Below are 23,297 nucleotides of genomic sequence, written 5' to 3' on the forward strand. Positions count from 1 at the left end.
CGCCGCGCTCGACCTCACGCTCACCGAGGACGAGATCGCCGCACTGGAAGCCCCCTACACCCCACGCCTGCCCACCTACTTCTGATCGGCCGACCACCACCACCACGGCGGCGGCCGCCGCCGCCGCTGAGAGCCGACGCTGAAAATGAGAGTTGACAAGGCTTCTGACCTGCGCACTATCAGTTCGAGAAACATCGTACTAGCGCGATTCTGGGACATTGGAAATGAGAGTGGCGCTGACCTGCGCTTATCGAGAGACGCGGCAGTGATCTTTGTGTGGGGCCTCCGGCGGGCACCCGCCGTCGGTTCATCGCGTTCAGGGCGTCGCTGTCGGTGGGATACGTGAGACTGTCGGCGTGTTGATCGGCTTTCTCATCGTGGGTATCGAGCTGGTGGTCGGGGTCGCGATCGCTCTGCTCCTCATTCCTGGACCGGTTCAGCGCTGGTCGTCGCGGTCTGCGGAGCGCTTCGAGCGACTGCGCGCTGTCTCGGGGGTGCGTCGGGCTGCTCCGCTTCTGACGCAGATGCTGCTGCCGCCTCGAATACGAGATCGGGTCGACGGCCATGGATTGGCGCCTCTGTATGTCGTGCGGTGGTGGCGTGCTTTGCCCCTGGCCATGCCAATCAAGACACTCCGGTTTGTCCTGCTGCTACTTGTCTTGATGAACGTCCACGACATGGCCGACTGGCAGCATCTGCAGTTGAGCGCGGATCCGGGACCGCAGCCTGGCGTGGTGCAAGCACTACTCAGCAGCATCGTGGCTGTGCCGATGTCGGTGCGTCTCTGGGACTTTTCCGCGATCAGCAAAGTCCCGCCCTTCCTGTTCTGGGCCCTGATCTTGGTCGCCGAAGTGCGGCTCCTCAAGCGCACAAACCTGACCAGCTCCGGCAGCGGCGCGACGTATGCCGCCTACGACTTGGAGTCCCTCGCTGGGTACCCGGACAAGGAGAGTGCGCGAATGGAGTACCGGCGCTGTTGGCCTGCCGTTGCACTGCTGACGGTCGCAGCCCAGTGCGCCACAGTCCTCCGTCGTTGGGAAGAAACCCAGCCGGACTGCCAGATCCCGCGAGTTTCCGTGCAACCGGTTGAGCAAGCCATCTGGAGGGCCCATCGCACCCGCCGCGCCAGAGCGAGACGGCACAGCGAGCGACAGTTCAAGGCGCATGCCGCACTGGTGGTGGGCGCGCTACGAAAGGCTGAAGCGCGGCAGGACTCCGAGCCGGGTCGCGCCCTTGAAGACCTCATCGTGATGCTGCTGACAATCGCCGAACGCTACGCCGAGGGCCGCATCGACGACCTTCTCGACGCAGATCAACTCGCCGGTGTAGATCCGGCCGCGCCGAGGGAGCGATTACGGATGGCCATGGTAGGGCTCATGATCGTGTTGGTCATGGCTTGTGCGGCAGTCCTCGGGTTGCCCGAGGCTGCGCTCGTCCCTTTGCTGCCGGTGGTGGTGCTGTTTGTCGCCGTTGTCTTCAACCGCGGTCGACTGCCAACTGCGGGGCAGCTCACCGATTTGATCATCCCTCGGTGAGGTTGAACAGCCCATGTTGAAGCCCCACCCGCCTCACCACGTAGGACACGGTCCTGGTCGGCGCGGCAGACGGTCACGTCACCTCCTGCTGCTTGAGCCGTCCGGAGAAGGACGGTCTACCCGAGGCATGAGGGTCATGCCATAGCCGGTGTGACGGGGTACGTGTCGATCCACGACAGGCCGCCGAGGTCGAGTTGGTGACGGGCGCGGGTGACGGCGACGTAGGCCAGGCGGGCGTCGGTGTCGTTGACCGGTTCCGGGATCGGGCGGCCCTGGGCGTCGTGTTGGTCGGTGTCCTTGGGCGGGGGAAAGTCGTCGGCGATTTTGACAGCGGACCATTCGCGGCCTTTGGCCTTATGGGCGGTGGAGACGGTGACGTCGGCGTGCTCTTCGTCGGTGAGTTCGTCGACCGCGGCGAGGATGGCGTCTGGCCCGTGTGTGTCGACGAGGTCGACGAAGGGCTGGAGGTCGCCGCCGGCGGGGTCGTAGGCCGCGTAGTCCTGCAGTTCGCCCCAGGAAGCGAAGAGGACCAGCTCAGGGTGGCTGGTGCGGCGGCCTTCCTTGAGGTGGCGGGCTGCGAGCGCCAGCGCCTGCAATGTGTGTCCTCCGCGGGTCAGAGCGACGCGGTGACCCTCGGCGAGCAGGTTCATGACCTCGGTCATGGCGCCGATGTTCGTGCGGCAGAGGACCGCGTCCGGGTGGGCGATGTCGCCGACCTTGGTGGGGATGCTCTGGCTGCCGGTCAGGCGGATGGGGGCATCCGCGAGTTCGAGCCAGCGGTTGGCCTGCTCGGCGAGGAGGGGGCCGAAGCGGAACGACTGGGTCAGCGTGAGGTGCGTGGCGTCGAAACCGGTCATCACGTCGCGAGCGCCGCGCCAGCCGTAGATGGCCTGGGCGGAGTCGCCGACCATGACGAGCTGGGCATGGTCGCGCTGCGCGGCGAAGACCTGCTCCAGGACCGGGTTCGTGTCCTGGGCTTCGTCGAGGAAGAGGAAGTCCGCGTCGATCCTCGGTTTCATCAGGGCCCACATCTTCAGATAGTGGTCGTGCTCGAAGCGGACGATGCCGTCATCGGGGTTGTGCAGGTCGGCCCAGGCCTTGACGGCGAACGGCAACACCTCCTCGGCGAGTTGGGCATGCTGGGCCGGTGTTCCCAGGCCGCGTAGCGGTGGTACGTGGTGTCGGGCCAGCGTGCGGTCGGCGGAGTGGCAGAAACGGGAGACCGTGCGAAGCGCCGTGTTGGACAGCGTCCTGTGCCCGACTTCGCGGTCGTCGATACGAATGGCCCGGGTGATGCCCAGGGCCTGGCCGATTTTCCAGCCGGGTTGGCGGGGGCTGTTCAGGCGGCGGACGTAGCGGTGGCCGACAGCGGCGTACGCCGTCGCGTGGGCGGTCTTGCACAGCACGGCACGCGGGAAGCGGGTAGAAGCGTCGGAGGCGATGTCCTTGTTGAAGGCGAGGTAGCGGCCCCGCCGCTTGGTTCCTTCGGCGAGCTGGACGAGGGTCGTGGTCTTGCCGGTGCCGGCGCCGGCTTGCAGGACGAGATGGTGCCCTGCGTGGAAAACGTCGGCGGCCTCGGCCTGTTCATCAGTTGGAGTGGGCAACAAGGGCTCCGCAGAAGGGTTGATGAGTGGCTTGGCATTCGCGGTGGCTCCGCGAGGGAGCCTCTGCGGAGGGCTATCGCTTCGGCGGTACGCGGTGGTGGCGGCGGCCGAGCAGGGCGTCGGCCGCGCACGTCAACACATCTTCAGGGGAGTGGTGGGCGAGTAGTCCTTCGAGTTGGGCCGTCAGGCGTCGACGGCGTTGTTGTTCGTGTCGCGCGACGGCCGCGGTCACGCTGTGGCTGAGGAAGTCCTGGGGGCGTTGGCCTCGGGTGGCTGCGGCCCGGCGGATGGCGGTGCGGGTCGTGTTGCTGAGGGTGAGGTTCAGCAGGACCTGACCGTACTGGTCCGGGTAGTGGCTGGTCAGGACGTCGATGGGCAACAGCGCGTCAAGCCGGCGGCGAAGCGCCCGCAGTGCACGGCCTGGACTCTTGGCCCGTTGCAGTGCCAGCAGCCGGGTGCGGTCGGCGTTGGCGGCCAGCCGCGCGGCGCTGTGGGCACGGCGGAGTTCGTCCACGGTGGCAGGTCGGGTCAGGACGATCTCGATCGCGTGGTGCGCTGTCATCTCCAGGCCTCTTTGCGGGATCGAGCGGTGGGACCCGGGCGCCGGACGTGTGTCGGCAGTCGGGTGTGGATGTGTTCGTGGTGAACGAGCGGGTCGAAGGGTTCCCAGTCGGCGATCGCCATGTCTGCAGCCGAAGGCGCGGCAGCGTGCTGCGGGCAGCGCTGGGCCCGCCAGCGCAACTGCTCCGCGTACGGCAGGCCGGAAAGGTCGTACACGGCCATGACCTCGGTGGGCAGGGCGAGTTGGCCGTGCGCCCGAGTGGCGGGCACAAGGGTCCAGGTGCCGCTGGGGGCATCGGGAGTGAGCAGCGGATTGCTGCAGCGATGGCGTCGTCGGGCCTGAGCGACGCACTGGATCTCGTCGACGGGATGGGCGGCGAGGTAGCGGATGTAGAGGAGCTGCACGATGGGGCGGGCAGGGCGGCAGACGGTCGAAGTCGCTGCCTCGGCACCGGAGGGCGCACCGGGCGGGGTGAAGGCGCCGCTGTCGAGCAGACGGCGGGTGTTGAGGGCCAGGGCGCGGCGGAGCGCGACCAGCTCGGGCATTGCTGGTGAGGCGTCGCGGGCAGGGCACACCGCCGCGTGCGGCAGGCGGCACCAGCGTGTTCCGTCGCCTGCCGGATAGGCGACGCCGGAGCTGACGTGCCAGCGACAGGCGGCGGGCACGCGCGCGGTCGGCAGCTCGTGGGGGTGAAGGCGGACGGGCTGACGGTTGGTCCGGTGATACCACTCGATCCGGTTGCCGCAGTCGCGGCATCGTCCGGTCTGGCCGCAGCGCAGCAGCCAGCTGACGCCATCAGGGGCGACGCGCAGGGAGCGCCGTGGACGGACGGCGGTGAGGCTACCGTCCCAGCGGCGTCCGGGGGGTGGGGGTGTGGAGCGCATGTGGGCGAACCTGCCAGCCAACACGCCGTGCCCGGTGCGTCGGCGCCGTGATGTCCCTCGGTCGGCCGCATCGAGGGCGACTGGCGTACGGGCAGGCGCTCACGCGTTCGCATCGCCGTCCCCATTTCGGGTGGTCAACGAAGAGCGTTCCGGCGGGAGGTCAGTCGCCGGTCTGCCCGGGCGGCTCATGTCCACGGCACAGGTTGGCGAAGAGCACGTCGAGTGGGGTCTCCAGCGCATGGGCGAGAGCGTGCCAGGTCTTCAGGGTGCCGACCGTGCGGCCCTGCTCGATCTCGATGAGCGTGCGTCTCGCCAGGCCGGTGCGGGCGGCGAGCTCGTCGTACGTCCAACCCCGTGCTGCCCGCAGGCGCGCGAGCTCCAGGCGCAGCGCGTCGAGGTCCGGGTCGGGCGGCAAGATCGTCACCCCACCATCCGACGGTGCAGACCCCTGCCCTGTCAGTGCAGACCTCTGCCCTATTTCTGCAGGTGGAGGTGGGAGCGGAAGGGCAGACGTCTGCACTACCGTGTGCCGTCGCCCCACCCTTTGGCGGGTGTCGGCGCGAAAACACGCGATGGCGCGATGGGAGGAGTACGGGCCCGATGAGGCTGCGCACAAGGTGTCCCGCGGTGCGGCGCACCTGGATCGTGGAACTGCGTCCGCAGGCCGGCGGGCCGGTACTCGTATGCCGGCACTGCCCCCAGAACGGCAGCCCCCTTGCCGCTGCGTCCGCACGCTCGGCGGCCTTGGCTCACCTTGCCCGGCACGCTCGCTGCGATGTGCTCCCGGTGCACATGCGTACCTGCCAGTGCCACGAACGCGGCTGCTGCTGGCATCCGAGGCATCGGGGCTGTGCCGGTCCCATCCGGCTGCTCCTGGCCCGTGAACGAGGGGGACGGGTCTGGCGGCTCGCCGATTCCTGCACCGCCTGCGCCGCGGCCACGGATCAGTCCGCCGTTGTACCCGACACGATCCTGTCCGCGGCTGCGCCGTGGCCATCCGCAGCTTCGCGCCGTAGGCGCGGACGGCAGCCTCGTGGGCCGGGCGAACAGCCCCGGGTGCGGGAGATGCTCAGCTATCTCGCCGCTGCCTTGCCGGCGGACACGGGAGCCGCCGCCCGGCTCCTCGCGTTGCAGTGCGCATTGCGGATGGACGCCGTAGCGAACGTTCAACTCCCGACAGGGATCCTGCGCGGACTTCGTCTGGGCCACTGCTCAGGTCCGTGGCAGGAACTGGAGCGGGCGCGGTGGCTGAGCAGAATCCCGGCAACGCCGGAGGCCGACACAGCGACAGTGGCTGCCCGGCTGTTCGATGCCGCGCTGCTCACACAGTCCCCGGCCCGCCCCGACCGCAGGCGGGCCGCCGACTGGGCGCTGCGCGCGGCTCGACCGGCCCGCGTCGGCGCAGGCGGACCGCTCCCGCAATTGGCCGCCGTATACCTCGCGGCGTACACACCCCCCGAGGCCGGCAAAGGACTGACCGAGGTGGACCGGATGGCTCGCGACTGCGGTCTGGATTCGTTTGCTCTGCCGGATGTACTCGACCAGCTGGCGACGGCAGGCCTCCTCGCGTCCTGGAACGTGTGTCTGGACTCCGGGGATTTGCGATGGACCCAGGCAGTACAGTGCGTTGGCGGCATTTAGCGGTGCTCGGTGACCAGAACGTGTATCCCTATACGGAGGCCCTGGCGGCCCGGAGTTCGGGGAATGCCTCCTCCCAGACCTCCCTGACAGGACGCCCGATGAGGGGGTACATGGTCGGCCACAGGACTAGGAGCACATCGCGGTTGAGGAAGCGGCACAGGTCGTCGCGCATGCCTTCGGCAAGTACGGTCCGGTACAGGCTCATGCGCTGACGGGGCCGGTCCAGGTCCAGGATGCGTAGCCCTGACCAGGCCACATGTAGGGGCAGCTCGACCAGACCGTGTTCGGGCCCGGTCAGTTCGCTGAGACTGGCGGGCAACCGGCGGGCGAATCTCGCCCGGTACACCGCAGCCGTGTCGGAGCCGGGGCCGATCTCGAACATGGCAACCATCATGCCCGATGACCGTAGGACCGGAGAGCCGGAGCGGATCTGCGAGCTGTTTGACCACCCAGTGGCGGGGCGGACCGAGGGAGTTTCTTCAACCTGCCGGGAGCAGGTGACCATCTTGGTGCCGGGTGGACTGCCGGCGGCGACCGTTGCCGTGGCGCACTGGTGACCTCCCGGCGCCTTGAAGCGGGATGCTCGTCTCCTGCGCCGCCGTCACGGTCCGTCAGGTCACTAGCCGGAGGATTTCGGTCAGGCCGCGGTCACCGGTGCGGTGTTCGGCCGGGAGGATGTAGGTGGGCAGGCCGCAGGCGGTGGCGCCGCCGTCGCGAACGGGGTTGTCGCCGACCATGAGCGTGGCGCGGGGGTTGGCGCCGAGGTCCGCGCAGGCCTTGAGGAACAGGTGGGGGTCGGGTTTCTCCCGGCCCACCTCGCATGAGATGACGCATGCGTCGAACAGGTCATCCAGGCCTTGGCGGGCGAGGTGGATGCGCAGGTCCCAGGCGAAGTCGCTCACGATCCCGATGCGCAGGCCGCGGGCGCGCAGCGCGCGCAGTACGGGTTCGGTGTCGGGGTACGGGAGCCAGGCGTCCGGCGCTGTGAGTTCCCGGTAGGCCGTCTCCTCCACGCCTTGCAGAAAAGCCAACGTGCCCCCACCATGCCCGCATGGCGAGGCGGTGCCGCTCGCAGGAGGGGTCATGGCCCTGTTGAAGGGCGACGACGTCGGGTCCGGGTGACCACCTGTTCGCGAGGCCCGTGAGGCCGAGGACGCAGCCTGCTGGAACTGGAGGACTGTTCCTGGTATCTGGGTCGGTGGATCCGGACGCTGCGGTGGTTGCCGGGTCTGCGCCATGCGAAGTTGGCCCCACCGGCCAACAGCCTCCAAGGTAGGAGGGATGCCCGGGGTGTGGGTGGTCATGGCGTGCCCAGGTTCATCAGGACCTGGCCCGTCTGTTTCGTTCCGGCGTAGACAGGAGCCATGACTTCTACTTCTGCCAACCACACCTCCTCTGCCCGCCTGGCGGGACGCACCGCCGTTGTCACCGGCTCGACCAGCGGGATCGGTGCCGCGATCGCCCGTACGTTCGCCGCCGAGGGCGCCCATGTCGTCGTCAGCGGCCGGGACGCCGCGCGCGGCAAGACCGTCGTCGAGGAGATCCGTGCGGCCGGCGGCAGCGCAGACTTCGTCGAGGCGGACCTGGCAGGCAGCTACGACCAGCTGCGCTCCTTCGCCGCCGAGACGTCCTCCGTCCTCGGCGGACGCGTCGACATCCTGGTCAACAACGCGGGCCTGTACCCGGCCACCTCGACGGCGGACCTGGCCGACGCAGACCTCGACGCCATGCTCGCCGTCAACATCCGGGCCCCGCACGTCCTGGTCGCCGCCCTGGCGCCCGCCATGGCCGAGCGCGGCAGTGGAGCGATCGTCAACCTGGGTTCCTGGACGGCCGGCGTCGGCACTCCCTACGCGGCGATGTACACCGCGACCAAGGCCGCCGACGAGCAGCTCACCCGTGCCTGGGCCGCCGAGTTCGGGCCGCGCGGTGTGCGCGTGAACTCCGTGTCGCCCGGCGTGACGGTCACCCCCGGCACGGAGGCAGGCCTTGAGCAGCTCAAGGCGATCGCCGCCACGACTCCCGCCGGTGTGGCCGTCCAGCCCGAGGACGTCGCTCAGGCAGTCCTCTTCCTCGCCTCCGACGCCGCCACCAAGATCCATGGCGTCACGCTCCTCGTCGACGGAGGACTCGCCACCACCCGCCTCGGCTAGATGTGCCGATCGCGCGGTGTCCGACTTCTTCGTCCCACAGGTCGTGGAAGAAGTACCGCTCGGGCCCGGTGAGGCCGTGTCCATCGGGCTCACCGGACTCGGCCGCTTGATCCTGGGCGACACGGGCGTCATTCTGTGGGCGTGTCCCTGGTCCGGTCGGCAGGTCTTCAGAAGTTCCGCCAGTGTGTCGAGGGGCTCGGCGGGGACGCTGACGCGTACGCGCGGCGGGCGGGGCTGCCCTTGGAGGCGCTGGACGCCGACGAGCTGCTGGTGGAGGACGCTGCCTTGGCCGCGGTGATGGAGATCGCCGCGGCCGGTCTGGGCTGCCCGGATCTGGGGCTGCGGGTCGGTGAGACGCAGGACTTCGCCATGCTGGGCCCGCTGTCGGTGGCGATCCAGCACTCTCCGTCGGTCGCGGACGCGCTCGAGTGCACGTCCCGTTACATGTTCGTGCACGCCCGGGACTTCGGTGTCTCCCTGGTGGACGACCCCGACGGGGAGCACGGTGTGGTCGGGCTGCGGTACTCCTTCGGCGCTGGCGTACGACCGCTGCCGCAGGCCACCGACATGACGATGCTGTTCTTCCACCGCGCGGTGACGTTCCTCCTGGGCGGCCGCTACGGCCTGCGGTCGGTCGATCTGCCCCATCAGCCGGTGGCACCGCGGTCGCGGTACGAGGACGCCTTCGGCGCCCGGGTCCGCTTCAGCCGCGGAAGCGCACTGCTGCGGGTGCCCTCCAGCCTGCTGGCCCGCCCCCTCGACGGCGTCGACGAGACGGTGCGCCGGATCGCGCTGGCCTTCCTGTCCCAGCAGTCGCGCGAGGCCGGGCCGGTGGCGACGGCGAAGGTGCGCGCGGTCCTCGACCAGTCCCTCGGGACCGGTTCCACCGAACTGACCGACGTCGCCCGGATCCTCGCCGTGCACCCGCGGACACTGCAGCGGCAGCTCGCCGCCGAGGGCGAGTCGTACGCCTCGGTCCTCGACGGGGTCCGACGTACCCGGGCCCGTACCTACCTGATGACGACGGACATGCCGTTGGCCCAGGTCAGCGACCTCCTCGGCTTCGCCGAGCAGGCGGTCCTGTCCCGCTGCGCGAAGCGGTGGTGGGGCCGGACGCCGACCGAGCTGCGCCGTGAGGCGGGGGCTAGGCGTTGAGCCCGTCCGGTTGGGCGAGCACGACGACGTCGTCCTCGTGCAGGCTGCCGGCGACCACCGTGCCCTTGTGCTCGGTGACGCTGGTGACGAAGCCGTACGAGACGTCGCCCGCGCGCAGGTCGTGGACGGTACGTCCGTCGAGGTCGAAGGCCATGACCCAGGCAACGGGTGTGGCCTTGGGCCGCACGGCCTCGGGCAGGTTCCACAGGAGGACGCGCGGGAGTCCCGGCAGGGGTAGCAGCTTGTCCAGCAGCGCGTTGCGGGGCGCTGCGATCGACGCCCAGACCAGCCCGTCGCTGCCGAGGCTCATGTTGTCGGGCAGGCCGGCGAGGTTCTCCACGAACGGCTCGTCCGTCCCGGCTTTCGGGCCGGTGAGCCAGTGGCGGCTGATCCGGTATCCGGCGGTCTCGGCCACGAGCAGGTGGGAGGCGTCCGGGGCGAGAACGAGGCCGTTCGCGAACTTGAGCCCGTCGCGCAGCACGGTGACGGTGCCGTCGGGGTCACGGCGGACGAGCAGGCCGGTGCAGGAGTGCTCGACGATGTCGCCGAGGTAGTGCTCCAGGTCCCAGCGGCGGGTGGACACGGTGAACCAGATGGTCCCGTCCGGGCCTTCGACGACGTTGCTGGCGAAGGTGAGCGGCCTGCCCGCGACGGTGTCGACGAGCACCTCGACCGATCCGCCGGCGGACATGCGCAGCAGTCCCCGGTGGTGGTCGCAGATCAGGATGCCGCCGTCGGCGGCCGGCTGGAGCCCGAGCGGACGTCCGCCGGTGCTGCCCACCACCGCGCGGGCTCCGGTGGCCGGGTCGATGCGCACGATGCTGCCGTCGCCGAGACCGGTGAGCAGGCCGCCCTGCCCGTCGAAGATCACGTCCTCGGGACCGTGACCGCCGGTGGCGAGGCGCCGGGCGACGGCGAAGCGGCTCGTGGCGGGTGTGCGTCCCTCGTCGGCGGGGGCGGGGGGCGGGGTCCAGCGGCGGGGCGAGATGAGGCGGCGGGTCAGGGGCACGGCGTTGGGCTCCCTTTTCAAGGGCATGACTATCTCCCTACCTGGGCGTCGGCGATCTCGGGCGCCGTTCGACCGGCGGCGCGGATGATGCTGCGGCACCGCAGCTCCAGCAGGACGACCGCGATGCCGAAGAAGCGGAACTGCTTGTTCGTCGTCTGCTTGGCCAGGTACCGCTGGTACACCTGCTGGGCGATGACGGCGACGCGGAACAGCCCGAAGACCTGGTACCAGGCCCATTCCCGGTTGGTCACGCGAGTGCCGGTGCGCGCGCAGTAGTACGCCACGACCTCCTCGCGCGTCATCATCCCGGGCAGGTGGGTGGGCTGGCGGCGGAAGGCCTGCATGTGCCTGCCGTCGTCGCCCTGGATCCAGTACCCGAGGCCGTTCGCGAGGTCCATGAGAGGGTCGCCCACGGTGGCGAGCTCCCAGTCGAGCAGGCCGACGGGCCGCGTGGGGTCCTCGGGGTCGAGTACGACGTTGTCGAAGCGGAAGTCGTTGTGCACCAGGGTGTGCGTGCGGTCGGCCGGCTGGTTGTCGGCCAGCCATCGCATGACCCGCTCGAAGGAGCCGACGTTCCAGGTACGCGCCCTGCGGTAGCGCTCCGACCAGCCCTCGACCTGCCGGCGTACGTACCCGTCGCCCTTGCCGAGGTCCCCGAGCCCCGTGGTCGCGAGGTCGACCGCGTGCAGGTCCACGAGCAGGTCGACGACGTTGCGGCACAGGGCGAAGGTCTGCTCGCGGTCGAGCACCAACCCGCGCGGCAGGTCCTTGCGCGGGATCGGACCGACGAGCCGCTGCATCACGTAGAACGGCGTGCCGATGACCGTCGGGTCCTCGCACAGGGCGACCGTACGCGGCACGTACGGCAGGAACTGCCCGAGCTGGGTCTGGATGCGGTATTCGCGCCCCATGTCGTGGGCGCCCTTGCGGTGGGTGCCCTTCGGGGGCCGGCGCAGGATGAGGTCGCCGCCCGGGTAGCGCAGCAGGTAGGTCAGGTTCGACACGCCGCCGGAGAACTGCCGCACCTCCGGGACGGCGGACAGCTCGGCCTCGGTGCTGCCCGGCGTGGCGTTCTCGGCGAGCCAGGCGGCCATGGCCTCGGCGTCGAAAGCGTCCTCGTCGCGGACCGGGCGCGATCCGGTGACGTCGGTACTTCCCTTGTTGGTACGAGCGTTCATGTGAGCCTCCGGACGATCCGCAGCGGCAGTACCTTCATGGCGATCCCGATGGGCACCCACGGCCACGTCGGCACGTAGGCCTTCGGACGACGCTTCTCGATGGCCGCGACCATCGCACGCACTCCGGTCTTGGTATCGACCATGAACCGGGTCTTCTCCTCGACATGGGCGTTCATCTCCGAGCGGATGTACCCCGGGTGGATGACCGAGACATCGAGGCCCCTGATGTTCTCCGAGCGCAGACCTTCAGCGAGCGAGGCCAGCCCGGCCTTGGTCGCCGCATAGGTGGTCATGGACCTGCGCATGCCGCGCAGGGCGGACATGGACGAGACGAGCACGAGGTGACCGCGGCCCTGTCGGCGGAAGATCTCCAGAGCGGCCTCGGTCTGAGCGAGAGCTCCGACGAAATTCGTCATCGCCGTGGCCAGGTTGGCATCGGACCGCCCCGTTCCGAGGGAAGCGCCCTTGCCGATGCCGGCATTGACGACGACCCGGTCGATCGTCCCGTATTTGTTCGCGAACTCGTGAAACACCGGGGCGACCGCGTCGCTGTCGGTGACATCGAGGGCGGCGGTCTCGACCCGTCGGCCCGTGGAGACGCGGATCTCGTCGGCGAGGGCGTCGAGCCGGTCGGTGCGCCGGGCGCACAGGGCGAGGTCGTAACCAAGAGCGGCGAACTGTCGGGCCATTTCCTCACCCAGGCCCGAGCTGGCCCCGGTGATGAGGACGACGCTGTGGTCCGTCTGGCTGCTCATACCGGCTCCTCGCTCACCGTGGGTGTCTTCTCACTCAGTTCGGCCCGGCGGATCTTGGCTCCAGCGGCGAACATCTGGCGGTCGTAGAGGGGACGGACCAGACGCTTCGTCCAGTACGCGACCCGTGCGGACCGATCAGGGAGGACCAGGAAGCGGCGCGCGTCGACACCCCGGAGCACCCGAGCGGCGATCTCCTCGGCCCCCAACGGCGCCCGCGAGATCAGCTTGGCGGCCACCTGGTCCATCAGCGGATCCTCCCCTCCCAGGGAAGCGGCCAGGTTGGTCCGGAAGAACGACGGGCACACCACCGTGACGTCGACGCCCCAGGGGCCGAGCTCATGGCGCAGGCTCTCCGAGAGGGCGACCACGGCCGCTTTGCTCGCGTCGTAGGAACTCATCGCCGCCGGGTGGACCAGCCCCGCGAGTGACGCCACATTGACCACGTGGCCGTGCCCCTGGGCCTTCAGCAGCGGGGCGAAGGCACGGCAGCCGTTCACCGCGCCCAGCACGTTGACCTCCAGTACCCGCCGCCAGTGCGTGTCGTCGATGCGGTCCACGCGACCGCCCGCGGCGATGCCGGCGTTGTTGACCAGCACGTCGAGCCCGCCGAGATCGACGCGGACGCGCTCCAGGGCAGCCGTCCAGTCCGACGGTGAGGTGATGTCCAGGCGCTGGTAGCGCGCGCCCGCTGGTACTTCGGCTTCGGCGGCGAGGTCGGTGACGAGCACGCGGTCCCCGCGCTCGGCGTAGCGGGAGGCGAGTGCCGCACCCAGACCGGAGGCGCCCCCGGTGATGAGCACAGCTCGGCTCTTTCCGGTGCCGGTGGCGCGGCTCATCGGGTGGCTCCGTGCTTGCCGAGTTCCATGCGGGCGACGACGCTCTTGTGCACCTCGTCGGGTCCGTCGGCCAGGCGAACGGCCCGCGCCGCGGTCCAGGCAGCTGCCAATGGGAAGTCGCCGGACAGCCCGCCACCACCGTGGATCTGCATGGCGAAGTCGATGACCTGCTGGGCGACATTGGGCGCCGCGATCTTGATGGCGCTGACCTCGCTCTGCGCGCCCCTGGCCCCGACGGTGTCGAGTTTCCACGCCGCGTCCAGGATGAGCAGCCGGGCGGAGTCGATCGCGATCCGTGCCTCGGCGATGCGCTCGCGGTTGCCGCCGAGGTCGGCCAGCGGCTTGCCGAACGCCGTGCGCGCCAGGCCGCGCTCGCAGGCCAGGTGCAGGGCGCGCTCCGCAAGACCGATCATGCGGATCGCGTGGTGCACCCGGCCGGGACCGAGACGACCTTGAGCGATCTCGAACGCTCGCCCCGGGCCGGCGATGATGTTCGACACCGGGACCCGGACCTCGGCGAAGGAGACCTCGCCGTGGCCGAAGGGTTCGTCGAAGAAGCCCATCGTCTCCAGCATCCGCTCGATCTTCACCCCGGGGGTGTCCCGCGGGACCAGGACCATCGAGTGCTGGGCGTATTTGTGCGCGCCCGGATCGGTGAGCCCCATGACGATGAGGACCTCGCAGTCCGGGTGTCCGATGCCTGTGGTCCACCACTTGCGGCCGTTCAGGACGACCTCGTCGCCCTCGACCTCGGCCGTGAGCTGCATGTTCGTGGCGTCCGAGGAGGCCACGCCCGGCTCGGTCATGGCGAACGCCGAGCGGATCCGTCCGTCCAGCAGAGGATCGAGCCAGCGGTCCTTCTGCTCCTGGGACCCGTAGCGCAGCAGTACTTCGGCGTTGCCGGAGTCCGGCGCGTTGCAGTTGAACACGTACGGGGCCAGGAACGACCACCCGGTCGCCTCGGCGATCGGCGCGTAGTCCACGTTCGTCAGGCCCGTACCGCCGCGGGTCCCGTATCGCTCGGCGTACGGCCCCTCGTGTCCGGCGGGCAGGAACAGGTTCCACAGCCCCTGTGCCCGTGCCTTGTGCTGCAGCTCGCGCAGTTCCTCCGGCACCTGCCACAGGTCCGCCCCACCGCCGGTGCGGCGCACCTCGCCCTGCCGACGGTGCAACTCGTGCTCGACGGGGGCGATCTCGTCCTGGATGAACGACCGCACGGCCTTGGTGAGTTCGGCGGCGCGCGGAGAAGGGCTGAAGTCCATGGCCACCACGTTAGGGAGGACCCAGCGCCCTTTCTTGATCCAGCACGACACATCTTTGATCAGAAGCGACACAGCGGGACGGCATTGCCGTCGCTTACCGCAGCCGACTCGCCAACCAAAGCATGGCGATGCGGACATATCATCGGTTTGTCGGAGTGTGCGAGTCCGGGGCGTCACACGCCGGGGAGTGGCGAAGTCCTCCCCGAGAGAGATGAGCAACCATGGAGGGACGCATGGCCACCGACAAGGTGCCGAGGTCGTCCGAGCACATCTTCGACGAGGCGCTCAGCGCGAACGTCACCATCGACGAGCACGGCATCGTGACCCGGTGGAACGCGGGGGCCGAGAAACTGCTGGGTTACGCGCCCGCGCACATCGTGGGACAGCCCGCGGCCGGACTGCTGGCGGAGGGGATCGACGAACAGGAGCAGCGGTCCCTCGTACAGCTGACCAGGTGGAACGGGGCGGTCGCCCTGCGGCACCGCGAGGGCCACCGCTTGGAGGCCAAGGTCCTGGCGTACAAGGGGGCGCCGGAGGGCGGGCGGCTCGAATGGTTCGTGGTCTCCGCGCTGACGGGGCTGTGGCCCGAGCCCGGCGACGAGACTCTCGTGAGCCGGAACCACGAGCAGGTCGCGGGCTGCCAGCTGGCGGTGTACGACACCGGGCTGCGCCTGCGCCGGGCCAACGAGACCCAGCTTCGTGTCCTCGGCCTCGCCGAGGACGACATGCGCGGGTTGCGGCCCTCGGAGTTCATGCACACTCCGCAGATGGCCAGGGCGGAGCGGGCCATGCAGCAGGCGCTGGAGACCGGTGAGCCTCAGTTCATGGAGGCCTACGGGAAGGCGGCCGACGAGCGCCGCGAGCACGCCTGGTCGCTCGTCGTTACCCCGCTGAAGGACGAAGACGGCCGTGTCCAGGGCATAGGCGTGGCCAGTCATGACATAACCGACCAGTACTGGGCCCGGAAGCGGCTCATGCTGCTCGCGGATGCCAGTACGCGGATCGGCAGCACCCTGGACGTCACGCGTACGGCTCAGGAATTGGCGGACGTGGCCGTCCCGGAATTCGCCGACTTCGTCAGCGTCGACCTGCTCCCCGCCCTCGACGGCGCACACGAACCACCCCCGGGAACGGGCTTGCCGCTCGGCTCCGTCTCCCTGCGGCGCGTCGCCCACCGGTCCGTGAACCCGGGAACCCCCGAGGCGGTCGTCGTTCCGGGCGAGGTGGACAGCTATCCGGAGGGCTCACCGCCGGTGGAGAGCCTCAGGTCGGGACAGGCCAGACTGCACCTGGCGAGCGACCCCGCGATCACCGAATGGACGGCCGGCGATCGGGGCCGGGCCGCCCGGGTCCGCTACTTCGGCATGCACTCGGCGATCACGGTGCCCCTGACTGCCCGCGGCGCCACTCTGGGCGTCGTGGTCTTCGTCCGTCACCGGCATCCCGAGCTGTTCCGCGAGGACGACCTGGTGCTGGCCGAGGAGTTGGCCGCCAGAGCGGCCGTCTGCATCGACAACGCCCGGCGCTACACCCGTGAACGCGCCACCGCGGTCACCCTGCAGCGCAGCCTGCTGCCCCAGGCACTGCCGACGCAGGGCGCGGTGGAGGTCGCCTCCCGCTATCTGCCGGCCGGCGCCCAGACCGGGGTGGGAGGGGACTGGTTCGACGTCATCCCGCTGTCCGGCGCCAGAGTCGCACTGGTCGTCGGCGATGTCGTAGGACACGGCATCCACGCCTCCGCCACCATGGGACGGCTGCGCACCGCCGTGCTCACCCTCGCCGACATCGACCTGCCCCCGGACGAACTGCTCACCCACCTCGACGACCTCGTCGCCCGCCTGTCCACAGAAGGAAAAGACGTCCCGCAGCCGGACCCAGGGGCGGAGACCACCGGTGATGTCGGCGCGACCTGCCTTTACGCCGTGTACGACCCGGTCTCCCGCCACTGCACGATCGCCCTGGCCGGACACCCGGCACCCGTCCTGGTCACCCCCGACGGCACCGCGAAACTACTCGACCTCCCCGTCGGCCCCCCACTCGGACTGGGCGGACTCCCCTTCGAGGCGACCGACATCGAACTGCCCGAGGGCAGCCTCCTGACCCTCTACACCGACGGGCTGATCGAATCCCGCGAGCGGGACATCGACGCCGGAGTGTCCCGGCTCTGCCAGACCCTCGCCCAACCGGCCGCCTCCCTGGACGCCCTGTGCGACGCGGTGCTGGCCGCCCTGCCACCCGGCCGGCCCTCCGACGACATCGCCCTGCTCATCGCCCGCACCAAAGCACTGGACACCGACTCCGTCGCCACCTGGGACGTACCCGCGGACCCGGTCGCCGTCGCCCAGGCCCGGAAGGAGGCCGGCGCCCAACTGGAGGCCTGGGGACTGGGCGACGCCGACTTCGTCACCGAACTGGTCGTCAGCGAACTCGTCACCAACGCCATCCGATACGGCGAACCACCCATACATCTGCGCCTGATCCACGACCGGAACCTGATCTGCGAAGTCTCCGACACCAGCGGCACCGCCCCCCACCTGCGCCGCGCCCGCACCTACGACGAGGGCGGCCGAGGCCTGCTCCTCGTCGCCCAGCTCACAGCAGCCTGGGGCACCCGCCAAACCACCCAGGGCAAAACCATCTGGGCGGAACAGGCCCTCCCCGTCGACCCAGCGGGCAACCTCGACATGTATGGCACCGAATGACTGATGTCGTACATGGTGATCCCGGTCCGGATGCCTGGCATGCAAGTAGGGGATCCGGATGGCTCCGGATCCCCTGTCCGCTGTTCAGTTGCACGTCGCGTACTAGAACACTACGAGTGGTGCGTTCGGTCCGGGGTCATAGTCGAATTTGAAGTTGATGCGGGTCTCACCGCCGCTGCAACTGTCGGTGGTGACGATTTGGCTTCCGTATCCAAAGCTGGGGTCGTCTCCGACACACGTGTTCCGGTCCTTCGGTTTGATCTGGAGTTGGCCGGTGTCCTGCCAGTAGTTCAGATCGAAGAGTTGGTTGCTGTCGCTGTTGCAGTCCCACTGGATGATCATGCCCTGGCTGTCCCTCCAGCACTTTCCGGAAGCGGTGTTGGCGATCCTGTAGAGACCGCTGCCCCGGGGTTGGAAGTTCCAGTGGCCGTACGTTCCGGCAGTCTGATTGCCGACGATCATGAACGTACCGCCGACCGCGGTGGTGAACTGCATGGCACGATTGCCGTCGTGGGCGTTGAGCAGGCTGACGCCTGTATACGCGGACAGACGGCGGAACCCCACGGCCAGATGGTCGGAGCCGAAGCCGCGGGCAATGCCGCCGTATCCGGCGATGCGTTCGTTGGACACCATGTAGTCCAGTTCCCGGTTGGTTCCCGTCCCGCCGATGTGGGTGGGACCGCCGGACGTGTACTTGAATCGGCCGCGTTGAAGTGCGAGGTCGCCCGGTTGGCGGTTCCAGTCGCCCATCGCGGCCCAGATGCGGGTTCCCGCCAGTGCGGAGATGTTCTGCACCAACTGCCGGCCATCGGTGCCGCCGTTCGCCAACGCGTGCACGCTGAAGAACAGCGTGTTCCCGAGTCGGACGCCGAGGGAGGGCCGGGAGGTCGGAAGCCCGTTGTTGCCCCAGAAGGCGGGCCGGGCGATCATCACCGAGTTCGCCAAGAAGGGGGTCAGAATGGCGAGATTCACCCGGTTGCCACCGAAGTCGGTACGCACCCAGTAGATGTACCAGGGAATGTTGAGCCGGTTCGGCCACGGGTCCCACGTGTACCGCTGTATGCGCCAACCCGCCCACTGCTGGTTACCTCCCATGTAGCCGGAGGTCCAGGTCGGGTTTCCTGCGCTTATCGGTGGCCGGGGGCCCGCCTCCTGCAGTGCGATCACGTTGTAGCCGGCGTTTATCAGCTGTGTGATGTCGGTCGTCCACTTGCTGCCGCCGGCACCGCCGCCGCCCTGCATGTTGTACGTCGCGGGCCGGTAGTCGCCCACCGCCGCCGAGGCGCGCTGGGGCGTCGTGAGGGAGACGAGCAGACCCGCCAGCATGGCTACCGCGAGCAACGGCACAAGAAGTCTCATCCGCGTCCGACCGCCATGGCGGTGTCTGTTTCCGCGGAATGCCCCGGGGTGGGGAATTCTCATTGCTTGTCCTTTCTGGCTCACGCCGACGACGGCGCGAAGGGTGATGTGACGGTCGTCGGTTATTCGGCGAGTGCCTCGGAGCCGGCGGTGTCGGCAGGAGTGGGTTCGGGGGCCGTTTCGATCTTGACCTTGTACGGGTAGGCAGCCAGCAACGGATCGGTGACCGATGCCGGGGCGTCGGTTGTCACCACCACCTGGTCGAGCATCGCGTCGTAGTGGATGGACACGCTGTAGGCGGTGGTGTCGCCGTCCGCCGATACCTGGCGGATGGCCGCCTCCTGGACCTCGGCGATCTGGGCGAGCGTGAACTGCTGGCTCAACCCGGCCCTGGGGGTGGGCCAGTCGGCCGGGACTTCCCCGTACTCCGAAGTCCACCCCGGCGGCTTCTGCAGGTCGTAGACGTCGCCGGTGTAGTCCGAGGGGAAGATGATCACCGGTCCGACTTCGGGATCGTCGAACGCCGCGAGCGCGCAGTTGTAGTCGGCGAGGGCCTGGACCTGCTGCCACTGCAGTTTCGTCGCGGCATCCTCGACGCCTGCCGCCGGGCCCGCGGCCTCCGACAGCACCTTGCCCGCGGTCCGCTCCTCCGGAGTGCACTTGCCGGGTGGCGTGTAGTCGAGGGTGTACCCCTCGATGCGGAGCTTGCCGGGATAGTCGGCCAGCAGCGGATCGGTGACCGACGCCGGGGCGTTGGTCTGTGCCATCACCTGGTCGATCATCCCGTCGTAGTAGACGTTCAGTTGGTAGGTGGTGCTGTCGCCGTCGGGCTGTATCTGTGCGGTGACCGCGTCCTGGATGTCGGTGATCTGATCGAGCGTGAACAGCTGGCTGTACCCGGGGGTGACGGCGGGCCAGTCGGCGGGGGTCTGCCCGAACTCGTTGACCCAGTCGGGCGGGTTCTCCAGGTCGTGGATGTCGCCGGTGTAGTCCGAGGGGAAGATGATCACCGGTCCGACTTCGGGATCGTCGAACGCCGCGAGCGCGCCGTTGTAGGAGGCCAGGGCCTGGAGCTGCTCCCACTCCTGTTCCGTCCCGGTGGCGACGGCCTGCACCTCGGAGGAGGAAAGGGCCCGGTTGTAGACGCGGAAGTCCCGCATCCGGCCGTCGAAGTACAGGTCGTAGGCATACAGCGACCGGCCGATGTAGTTCGCGGTGGTCGTTCCGCCGCCGATCGCGCCGGGGGCGATCGTCACGTTGGTCTTGCGGGCCTTCTCCACGCCGTTCTCGTACAGGATGCCGGTGTTGCCGGTCTGCGTGTACGTGACGTGCTTCCACATGCCGCGGTCGAGCTGGTACGGGTCGCCCGAGGGCTGGATGTCCTGTTTGGCGGTGTAGTCGGTCATCGAGATCGACGTCCGGAGGGTGTTCCCGGTGGTGAACAGATAGCCGTTGCCGTTGGTGCCGCTGGTGTTGCCGAGCCCGTAGAAGAAGTACGGCTTGCCCAGACCGGGGTCGATCCAGACGTCGAACGCGACGGTGATCGAGCTGAGCCCGGCCATGATGTTGTTGGGCATCTTGATGTAGGTGTTGGAGCCGTTGAAGGCCAGCCCCTCCTCCCCGTCCCAGGAGGCGGTGCCGTTGACCGTGCCGTGACGGCCGTTGCCTGACGAGTCGTGCGCGACCGTGCCGGACGTCTCGTCCAGCTTGTACCGCAACAGCAGACCGTCGGTGATCTCGGCCTGCGCCGGAGCGGCGGACGTCAGCACCCCCGCGGCCAGTGCGAGGGACAGGACGGTGACGAAAGCGGCGGAGGCCCTCCGGCGCAGAGCGGCGCCCGCACCCGCCATTCGGAAGGCGGCCAGAGCGGCTGGGAGCCGGCTAGGCAGGGCCATGACGCGGGCAGCCGCAAGGCCTGCCCTGGGCACGTTCGTTCTTCGCATGGTCTTCCTTTCAAAGTGGTACGCGGAAACGTCCGATGCCATGGCCGCTGCCAACGGCCGGGCGGTGGGGAAGGAATGGCCGAACCGGGCGCGTGTGAGGTGCCGGGGCCTGGGAGACGGACCGCGGCGCACGCAATGGAGGGACGCCGCCTCTCGGGGCAGGCGGAGACGCAGGCTGGCATCGTCGCGGAGTCACGGCGATGATCGGCTCGGGGCCGGGCCCTGGACCATAGGTATTTTTACGGGGTTCTTTAGGTAGTTCTTATGCCGGATCCTGGGGCGTCCGCCGAACCGTCCAGGGCAAGACCATCCGGGCGGCGATGCCGCGTTTCCGCGGCCAGGCCAGGGTGCTGGCGCCCTGGGAGTAACGCGTCCGAAACTTCCAGGCAGGGCTTGGGAAACACCAATGCCTTTCCATTTGGAAATAGATCGCCCGCTGGACAGCTCAGATGTCCCTCGGGTCCTCCGGACAGCCCGCGCCACGCCATGTCAAAAGCGTCGTGGCGGCACCCCGTCCAGGAACGCCACCGCGTCGCCCTGGACCTCGGACCCATGCCTGAGGCGAACCTCGAATTCGTCCAACTCCGTGGCGGCCTCCCATCTGTGCCCTACGAACCGCTGAGCCTGCTCGCCCTGGGCGGCAGAGCCATAACACCGTTGAACCAAGGAGGCGCCGAACATGGCGGAAGCAACAAGTGAGCTGACGACGGATCAGATATCCGAGCCGACGTCCACGCTGGGCGTGGAGAAGCGGTCCATCGACTGGATCCCCGACGCCGAACGGCACGGCAAGATCTGGCACCAGGGGCCGCTGTGGTTCCTGGGCAACTTCCAGTACTTCACCATCGCGCTCGGCTTCGTCGGCCCGTCCATGGGCCTGCCGCTCGGGCCGACGGTACTGGCCTTGGTGCTGGGTCTCGCGGTGGGCACCCTGTTCATGGCCTTCCACGCTTCGCAGGGGCCGGTGCTCGGCCTGCCGCAGATGATCCAGTCACGGGCCCAGTTCGGCTTCCGGGGCGTGGTGGTCGTCCTGTTCGGCACCCTGCTCACCTACCTCGGTTTCAACATCGCCGACCAGGTGCTGCTCGCCCAGGGGCTCAACGGTGTCTTCGGCTGGAACGCCGACCTGGTGGCCGCGGGCACGGCGGTACTCGCGGTGCTGCTCGCGATCTACGGGCACGACTGGCTGCACCGGGTCTTTCGCTGGCTGCTGTACGTCTCACTGCCGGTGATGCTGGTCGTCACCGGAGGCGTGCTGACCGGTCACGCGGGCGGGCACGACACGGGGCAGCACCTCGCCTTCAGCTGGGTCGCGTTCTTCGCGCAGTTCTCCGCGGCCGCCGCGTACAACATCGCCTACGCGCCGTACGTCTCCGACTACTCGCGCTACCTGCCACGCACCACGTCCGCCCGCTCCCTGATCGCCTCCGTCTTCCTCGGCGCGTCCGGCTCCGCGGTGTGGCTCATGGCTCTCGGCGCCTGGCTCGCGGTCCGGCTCGGCGCGAGCGACGGCCTGGTCGGCCTGCGGGATGCGGGCGACCACGTGCTTCCCGGGCTGGGTGCCGCCGCGGCCGTGCTCTCCGCGCTCAGTCTGATCGCCACCATGGGCATGAACGCGTATGGCGGCGCGCTGACCGTGCTGACCGGCGTCGACTCCTTCCGACGGATCACGCCGACTCGCAAGGCGCGGATCGTCACCATCCTCGGCCTCGCCCTGCTCTGGTACACGGTCGCGTCACTGATCTCGTCGAACGCGGTGGCCACCGTCTTCACGACGATCACCCTGATGCTGTACCTGCTGGTGCCGTGGACCGCGACCAACCTGATCGACTTCTTCGTGGTCCGCCGCGGCCACTACTCCGTGCCCGACCTCTTCACCCCGGACGGCATCTACGGCGCGTGGTCCTGGCGAGGGCTCACCGCGTACGCGGTCGGCTTCGCTGCGGAGATCCCGTTCATGGTCCTCGCCGACCTGGGCGGCTGGCAGTACACCGGCCCGGGAGCCCGCCAGCTGTCCGGCATCGACATCGCCTGGGTCGTCGGCCTGGTCGTCACGTCGCTGACGTACCTCGTCGTCACACGTTCGCTGAGACCGAGTGCGGTGACGGGCAGAACGGAATGGGCCGAGGAGGACCAGCAGGAGGCGACGGGCATCGTCATGCAGACGAAGTAGGAAGGTGACGGCGGGACTTCCCGCCCCTCCCGCTCGACGCCGAGGGCGGCGTCGGGCGGGGCCGGCCCGGGTCGGCCCCGCCTTCGGGTCACGCCGGCAGGTCGAGCCGGACCTTCACGGCGACCTCGAACAGCTGACCTGGAAGCGCCAGCTCGACAACGCCTGACATCGTGCTGGCGGGGCGGTGCGAGCCGAAGTACCCACGGTGCGCATCGAAGACCGCACTGACCTTGTCGCGGAGTCCGACGACCAGGACCGTCGTCTCCGCCACTTGGTTGCGGGTCGCGCCGAGTCCCTGCAGCACCTTGTCCAGGTTGGCGAACGTCGCCTTCGCCTGCGCTGCGAAGTCACCTTCACCGATCAGTCGGCCCTGCTCGTCGTGGGCGAGCTGGCCGGAGACGTAGATCTCGTTCCCGACGCGGAACGCCTGGGTGTAGCCGAGGCCATCCGCCTCCCATGCCAAGCCATGGTCGAACCTGTCTGTGGAAATGGTCATGTGCGTCTCCAAAAGTCGGCCGGAGAATCCGGTACGGCGACGGGTGGTGT

Annotated in this window: 20 protein-coding genes; 6 read left to right on the forward strand and 14 right to left on the reverse strand. The window is 69.0% G+C overall.

What is annotated here, in order from left to right; genetic code table 11:
- Positions 1-356 precede the first annotated feature (356 nt).
- A complete protein-coding gene (locus ACWCRB_RS04555; RefSeq protein ID WP_450994600.1) occupies positions 357-1,535 on the forward strand; it encodes a hypothetical protein in 1,179 nt (392 codons plus the stop codon).
- Between the two features lie 134 nt (positions 1,536-1,669).
- Here ACWCRB_RS04555 and ACWCRB_RS04560 read toward each other — a convergent pair whose 3' ends face one another.
- The 4 genes from ACWCRB_RS04560 to ACWCRB_RS04575 form a co-directional block, all read right to left on the reverse strand.
- Entirely contained in the window at positions 1,670-3,139 is a 1,470-nt protein-coding gene (locus tag ACWCRB_RS04560; RefSeq protein ID WP_450994601.1) for a UvrD-helicase domain-containing protein, read from the reverse strand.
- A 73-nt stretch (positions 3,140-3,212) separates the two neighbouring features.
- Positions 3,213-3,701, reverse strand: a complete 489-nt coding sequence (locus ACWCRB_RS04565) for a hypothetical protein (protein WP_450994602.1) — start codon at positions 3,699-3,701, stop codon at positions 3,213-3,215.
- Positions 3,698-4,585 (reverse strand): DUF6083 domain-containing protein, encoded by an 888-nt coding sequence (locus ACWCRB_RS04570; protein ID WP_450994603.1) that lies wholly within the window; start codon positions 4,583-4,585, stop codon positions 3,698-3,700. Before ACWCRB_RS04570 ends, ACWCRB_RS04565 begins: the two co-directional genes overlap by 4 nt.
- 160 nt (positions 4,586-4,745) lie before the next feature.
- Positions 4,746-5,009: a helix-turn-helix transcriptional regulator gene (locus ACWCRB_RS04575; protein ID WP_450994604.1), complete on the reverse strand. Its 264-nt coding sequence runs from the start codon at positions 5,007-5,009 to the stop codon at positions 4,746-4,748.
- Positions 5,010-5,650: 641 nt separating this feature from the next.
- Between ACWCRB_RS04575 and ACWCRB_RS04580 the strand changes: the two genes are divergently transcribed.
- Positions 5,651-6,226 carry a hypothetical protein gene (locus ACWCRB_RS04580; RefSeq protein ID WP_450994605.1) on the forward strand — a complete coding sequence of 192 codons (576 nt, stop codon included), beginning with the start codon at positions 5,651-5,653 and terminating at the stop codon, positions 6,224-6,226.
- Between the two features lie 28 nt (positions 6,227-6,254).
- On the opposite strand, the gene ACWCRB_RS04585 is transcribed toward ACWCRB_RS04580, so the two are convergent.
- Both ACWCRB_RS04585 and ACWCRB_RS04590 read right to left on the reverse strand, forming a co-directional pair.
- On the reverse strand, positions 6,255-6,620 hold the full coding sequence (locus ACWCRB_RS04585) for a hypothetical protein (RefSeq protein ID WP_450994606.1): 366 nt from the start codon (positions 6,618-6,620) through the stop codon (positions 6,255-6,257).
- 217 nt (positions 6,621-6,837) lie between these two features.
- The gene (locus tag ACWCRB_RS04590) at positions 6,838-7,257 is read right to left on the reverse strand and encodes an HAD family hydrolase (protein WP_450994607.1); all 420 of its coding nucleotides are present in this window, start codon (positions 7,255-7,257) and stop codon (positions 6,838-6,840) included.
- 333 nt (positions 7,258-7,590) lie between these two features.
- Between ACWCRB_RS04590 and ACWCRB_RS04595 the strand changes: the two genes are divergently transcribed.
- Both ACWCRB_RS04595 and ACWCRB_RS04600 read left to right on the forward strand, forming a co-directional pair.
- On the forward strand, positions 7,591-8,379 hold the full coding sequence (locus ACWCRB_RS04595; protein ID WP_450994608.1) for an SDR family NAD(P)-dependent oxidoreductase: 789 nt from the start codon (positions 7,591-7,593) through the stop codon (positions 8,377-8,379).
- 141 nt (positions 8,380-8,520) lie between these two features.
- Complete coding sequence (locus ACWCRB_RS04600) at positions 8,521-9,534, forward strand: AraC family transcriptional regulator (RefSeq protein ID WP_450994609.1); 1,014 nt, start codon at positions 8,521-8,523, stop codon at positions 9,532-9,534.
- On the opposite strand, the gene ACWCRB_RS04605 is transcribed toward ACWCRB_RS04600, so the two are convergent.
- The 5 genes from ACWCRB_RS04605 to ACWCRB_RS04625 are packed head-to-tail and all read right to left on the reverse strand — an operon-like array spanning position 9,524 to position 14,574.
- Positions 9,524-10,570: an SMP-30/gluconolactonase/LRE family protein gene (locus tag ACWCRB_RS04605; protein ID WP_450994610.1), complete on the reverse strand. Its 1,047-nt coding sequence runs from the start codon at positions 10,568-10,570 to the stop codon at positions 9,524-9,526. The two genes, ACWCRB_RS04600 and ACWCRB_RS04605, sit on opposite strands and share 11 nt — an antisense overlap.
- 2 nt (positions 10,571-10,572) lie before the next feature.
- Complete coding sequence (locus ACWCRB_RS04610) at positions 10,573-11,721, reverse strand: phosphotransferase family protein (RefSeq protein WP_450994611.1); 1,149 nt, start codon at positions 11,719-11,721, stop codon at positions 10,573-10,575.
- On the reverse strand, positions 11,718-12,476 hold the full coding sequence (locus ACWCRB_RS04615; RefSeq protein ID WP_450994612.1) for an SDR family oxidoreductase: 759 nt from the start codon (positions 12,474-12,476) through the stop codon (positions 11,718-11,720). The genes ACWCRB_RS04610 and ACWCRB_RS04615 overlap by 4 nt, the downstream gene beginning before the upstream one ends.
- The gene (locus tag ACWCRB_RS04620; protein WP_450994613.1) at positions 12,473-13,312 is read right to left on the reverse strand and encodes an SDR family NAD(P)-dependent oxidoreductase; all 840 of its coding nucleotides are present in this window, start codon (positions 13,310-13,312) and stop codon (positions 12,473-12,475) included. Before ACWCRB_RS04620 ends, ACWCRB_RS04615 begins: the two co-directional genes overlap by 4 nt.
- Positions 13,309-14,574 (reverse strand): acyl-CoA dehydrogenase family protein, encoded by a 1,266-nt coding sequence (locus ACWCRB_RS04625; RefSeq protein WP_450994614.1) that lies wholly within the window; start codon positions 14,572-14,574, stop codon positions 13,309-13,311. The genes ACWCRB_RS04620 and ACWCRB_RS04625 overlap by 4 nt, the downstream gene beginning before the upstream one ends.
- A 233-nt stretch (positions 14,575-14,807) precedes the next feature.
- On the opposite strand from ACWCRB_RS04625, the gene ACWCRB_RS04630 reads away from it, so the two are divergent.
- Positions 14,808-17,276 carry a SpoIIE family protein phosphatase gene (locus ACWCRB_RS04630; RefSeq protein ID WP_450994615.1) on the forward strand — a complete coding sequence of 823 codons (2,469 nt, stop codon included), beginning with the start codon at positions 14,808-14,810 and terminating at the stop codon, positions 17,274-17,276.
- A 102-nt stretch (positions 17,277-17,378) separates the two neighbouring features.
- On the opposite strand, the gene ACWCRB_RS04635 is transcribed toward ACWCRB_RS04630, so the two are convergent.
- Both ACWCRB_RS04635 and ACWCRB_RS04640 read right to left on the reverse strand, forming a co-directional pair.
- The gene (locus ACWCRB_RS04635) at positions 17,379-18,719 is read right to left on the reverse strand and encodes an RICIN domain-containing protein (RefSeq protein ID WP_450994616.1); all 1,341 of its coding nucleotides are present in this window, start codon (positions 18,717-18,719) and stop codon (positions 17,379-17,381) included.
- Positions 18,720-18,757: 38 nt separating this feature from the next.
- A complete protein-coding gene (locus tag ACWCRB_RS04640) occupies positions 18,758-20,578 on the reverse strand; it encodes a LamG domain-containing protein (protein WP_450994617.1) in 1,821 nt (606 codons plus the stop codon).
- Positions 20,579-21,257: 679 nt separating this feature from the next.
- On the opposite strand from ACWCRB_RS04640, the gene ACWCRB_RS04645 reads away from it, so the two are divergent.
- Positions 21,258-22,751: a purine-cytosine permease family protein gene (locus ACWCRB_RS04645; RefSeq protein ID WP_450994618.1), complete on the forward strand. Its 1,494-nt coding sequence runs from the start codon at positions 21,258-21,260 to the stop codon at positions 22,749-22,751.
- Between the two features lie 88 nt (positions 22,752-22,839).
- On the opposite strand, the gene ACWCRB_RS04650 is transcribed toward ACWCRB_RS04645, so the two are convergent.
- Positions 22,840-23,247, reverse strand: coding sequence for a RidA family protein (locus tag ACWCRB_RS04650; RefSeq protein WP_450994619.1), 408 nt, complete (start codon positions 23,245-23,247; stop codon positions 22,840-22,842).
- Between the last annotated feature and the right edge of the window lie 50 nt (positions 23,248-23,297).

The sequence above is a fragment of the Streptomyces sp. NPDC002156 genome, assembly GCF_053593675.1.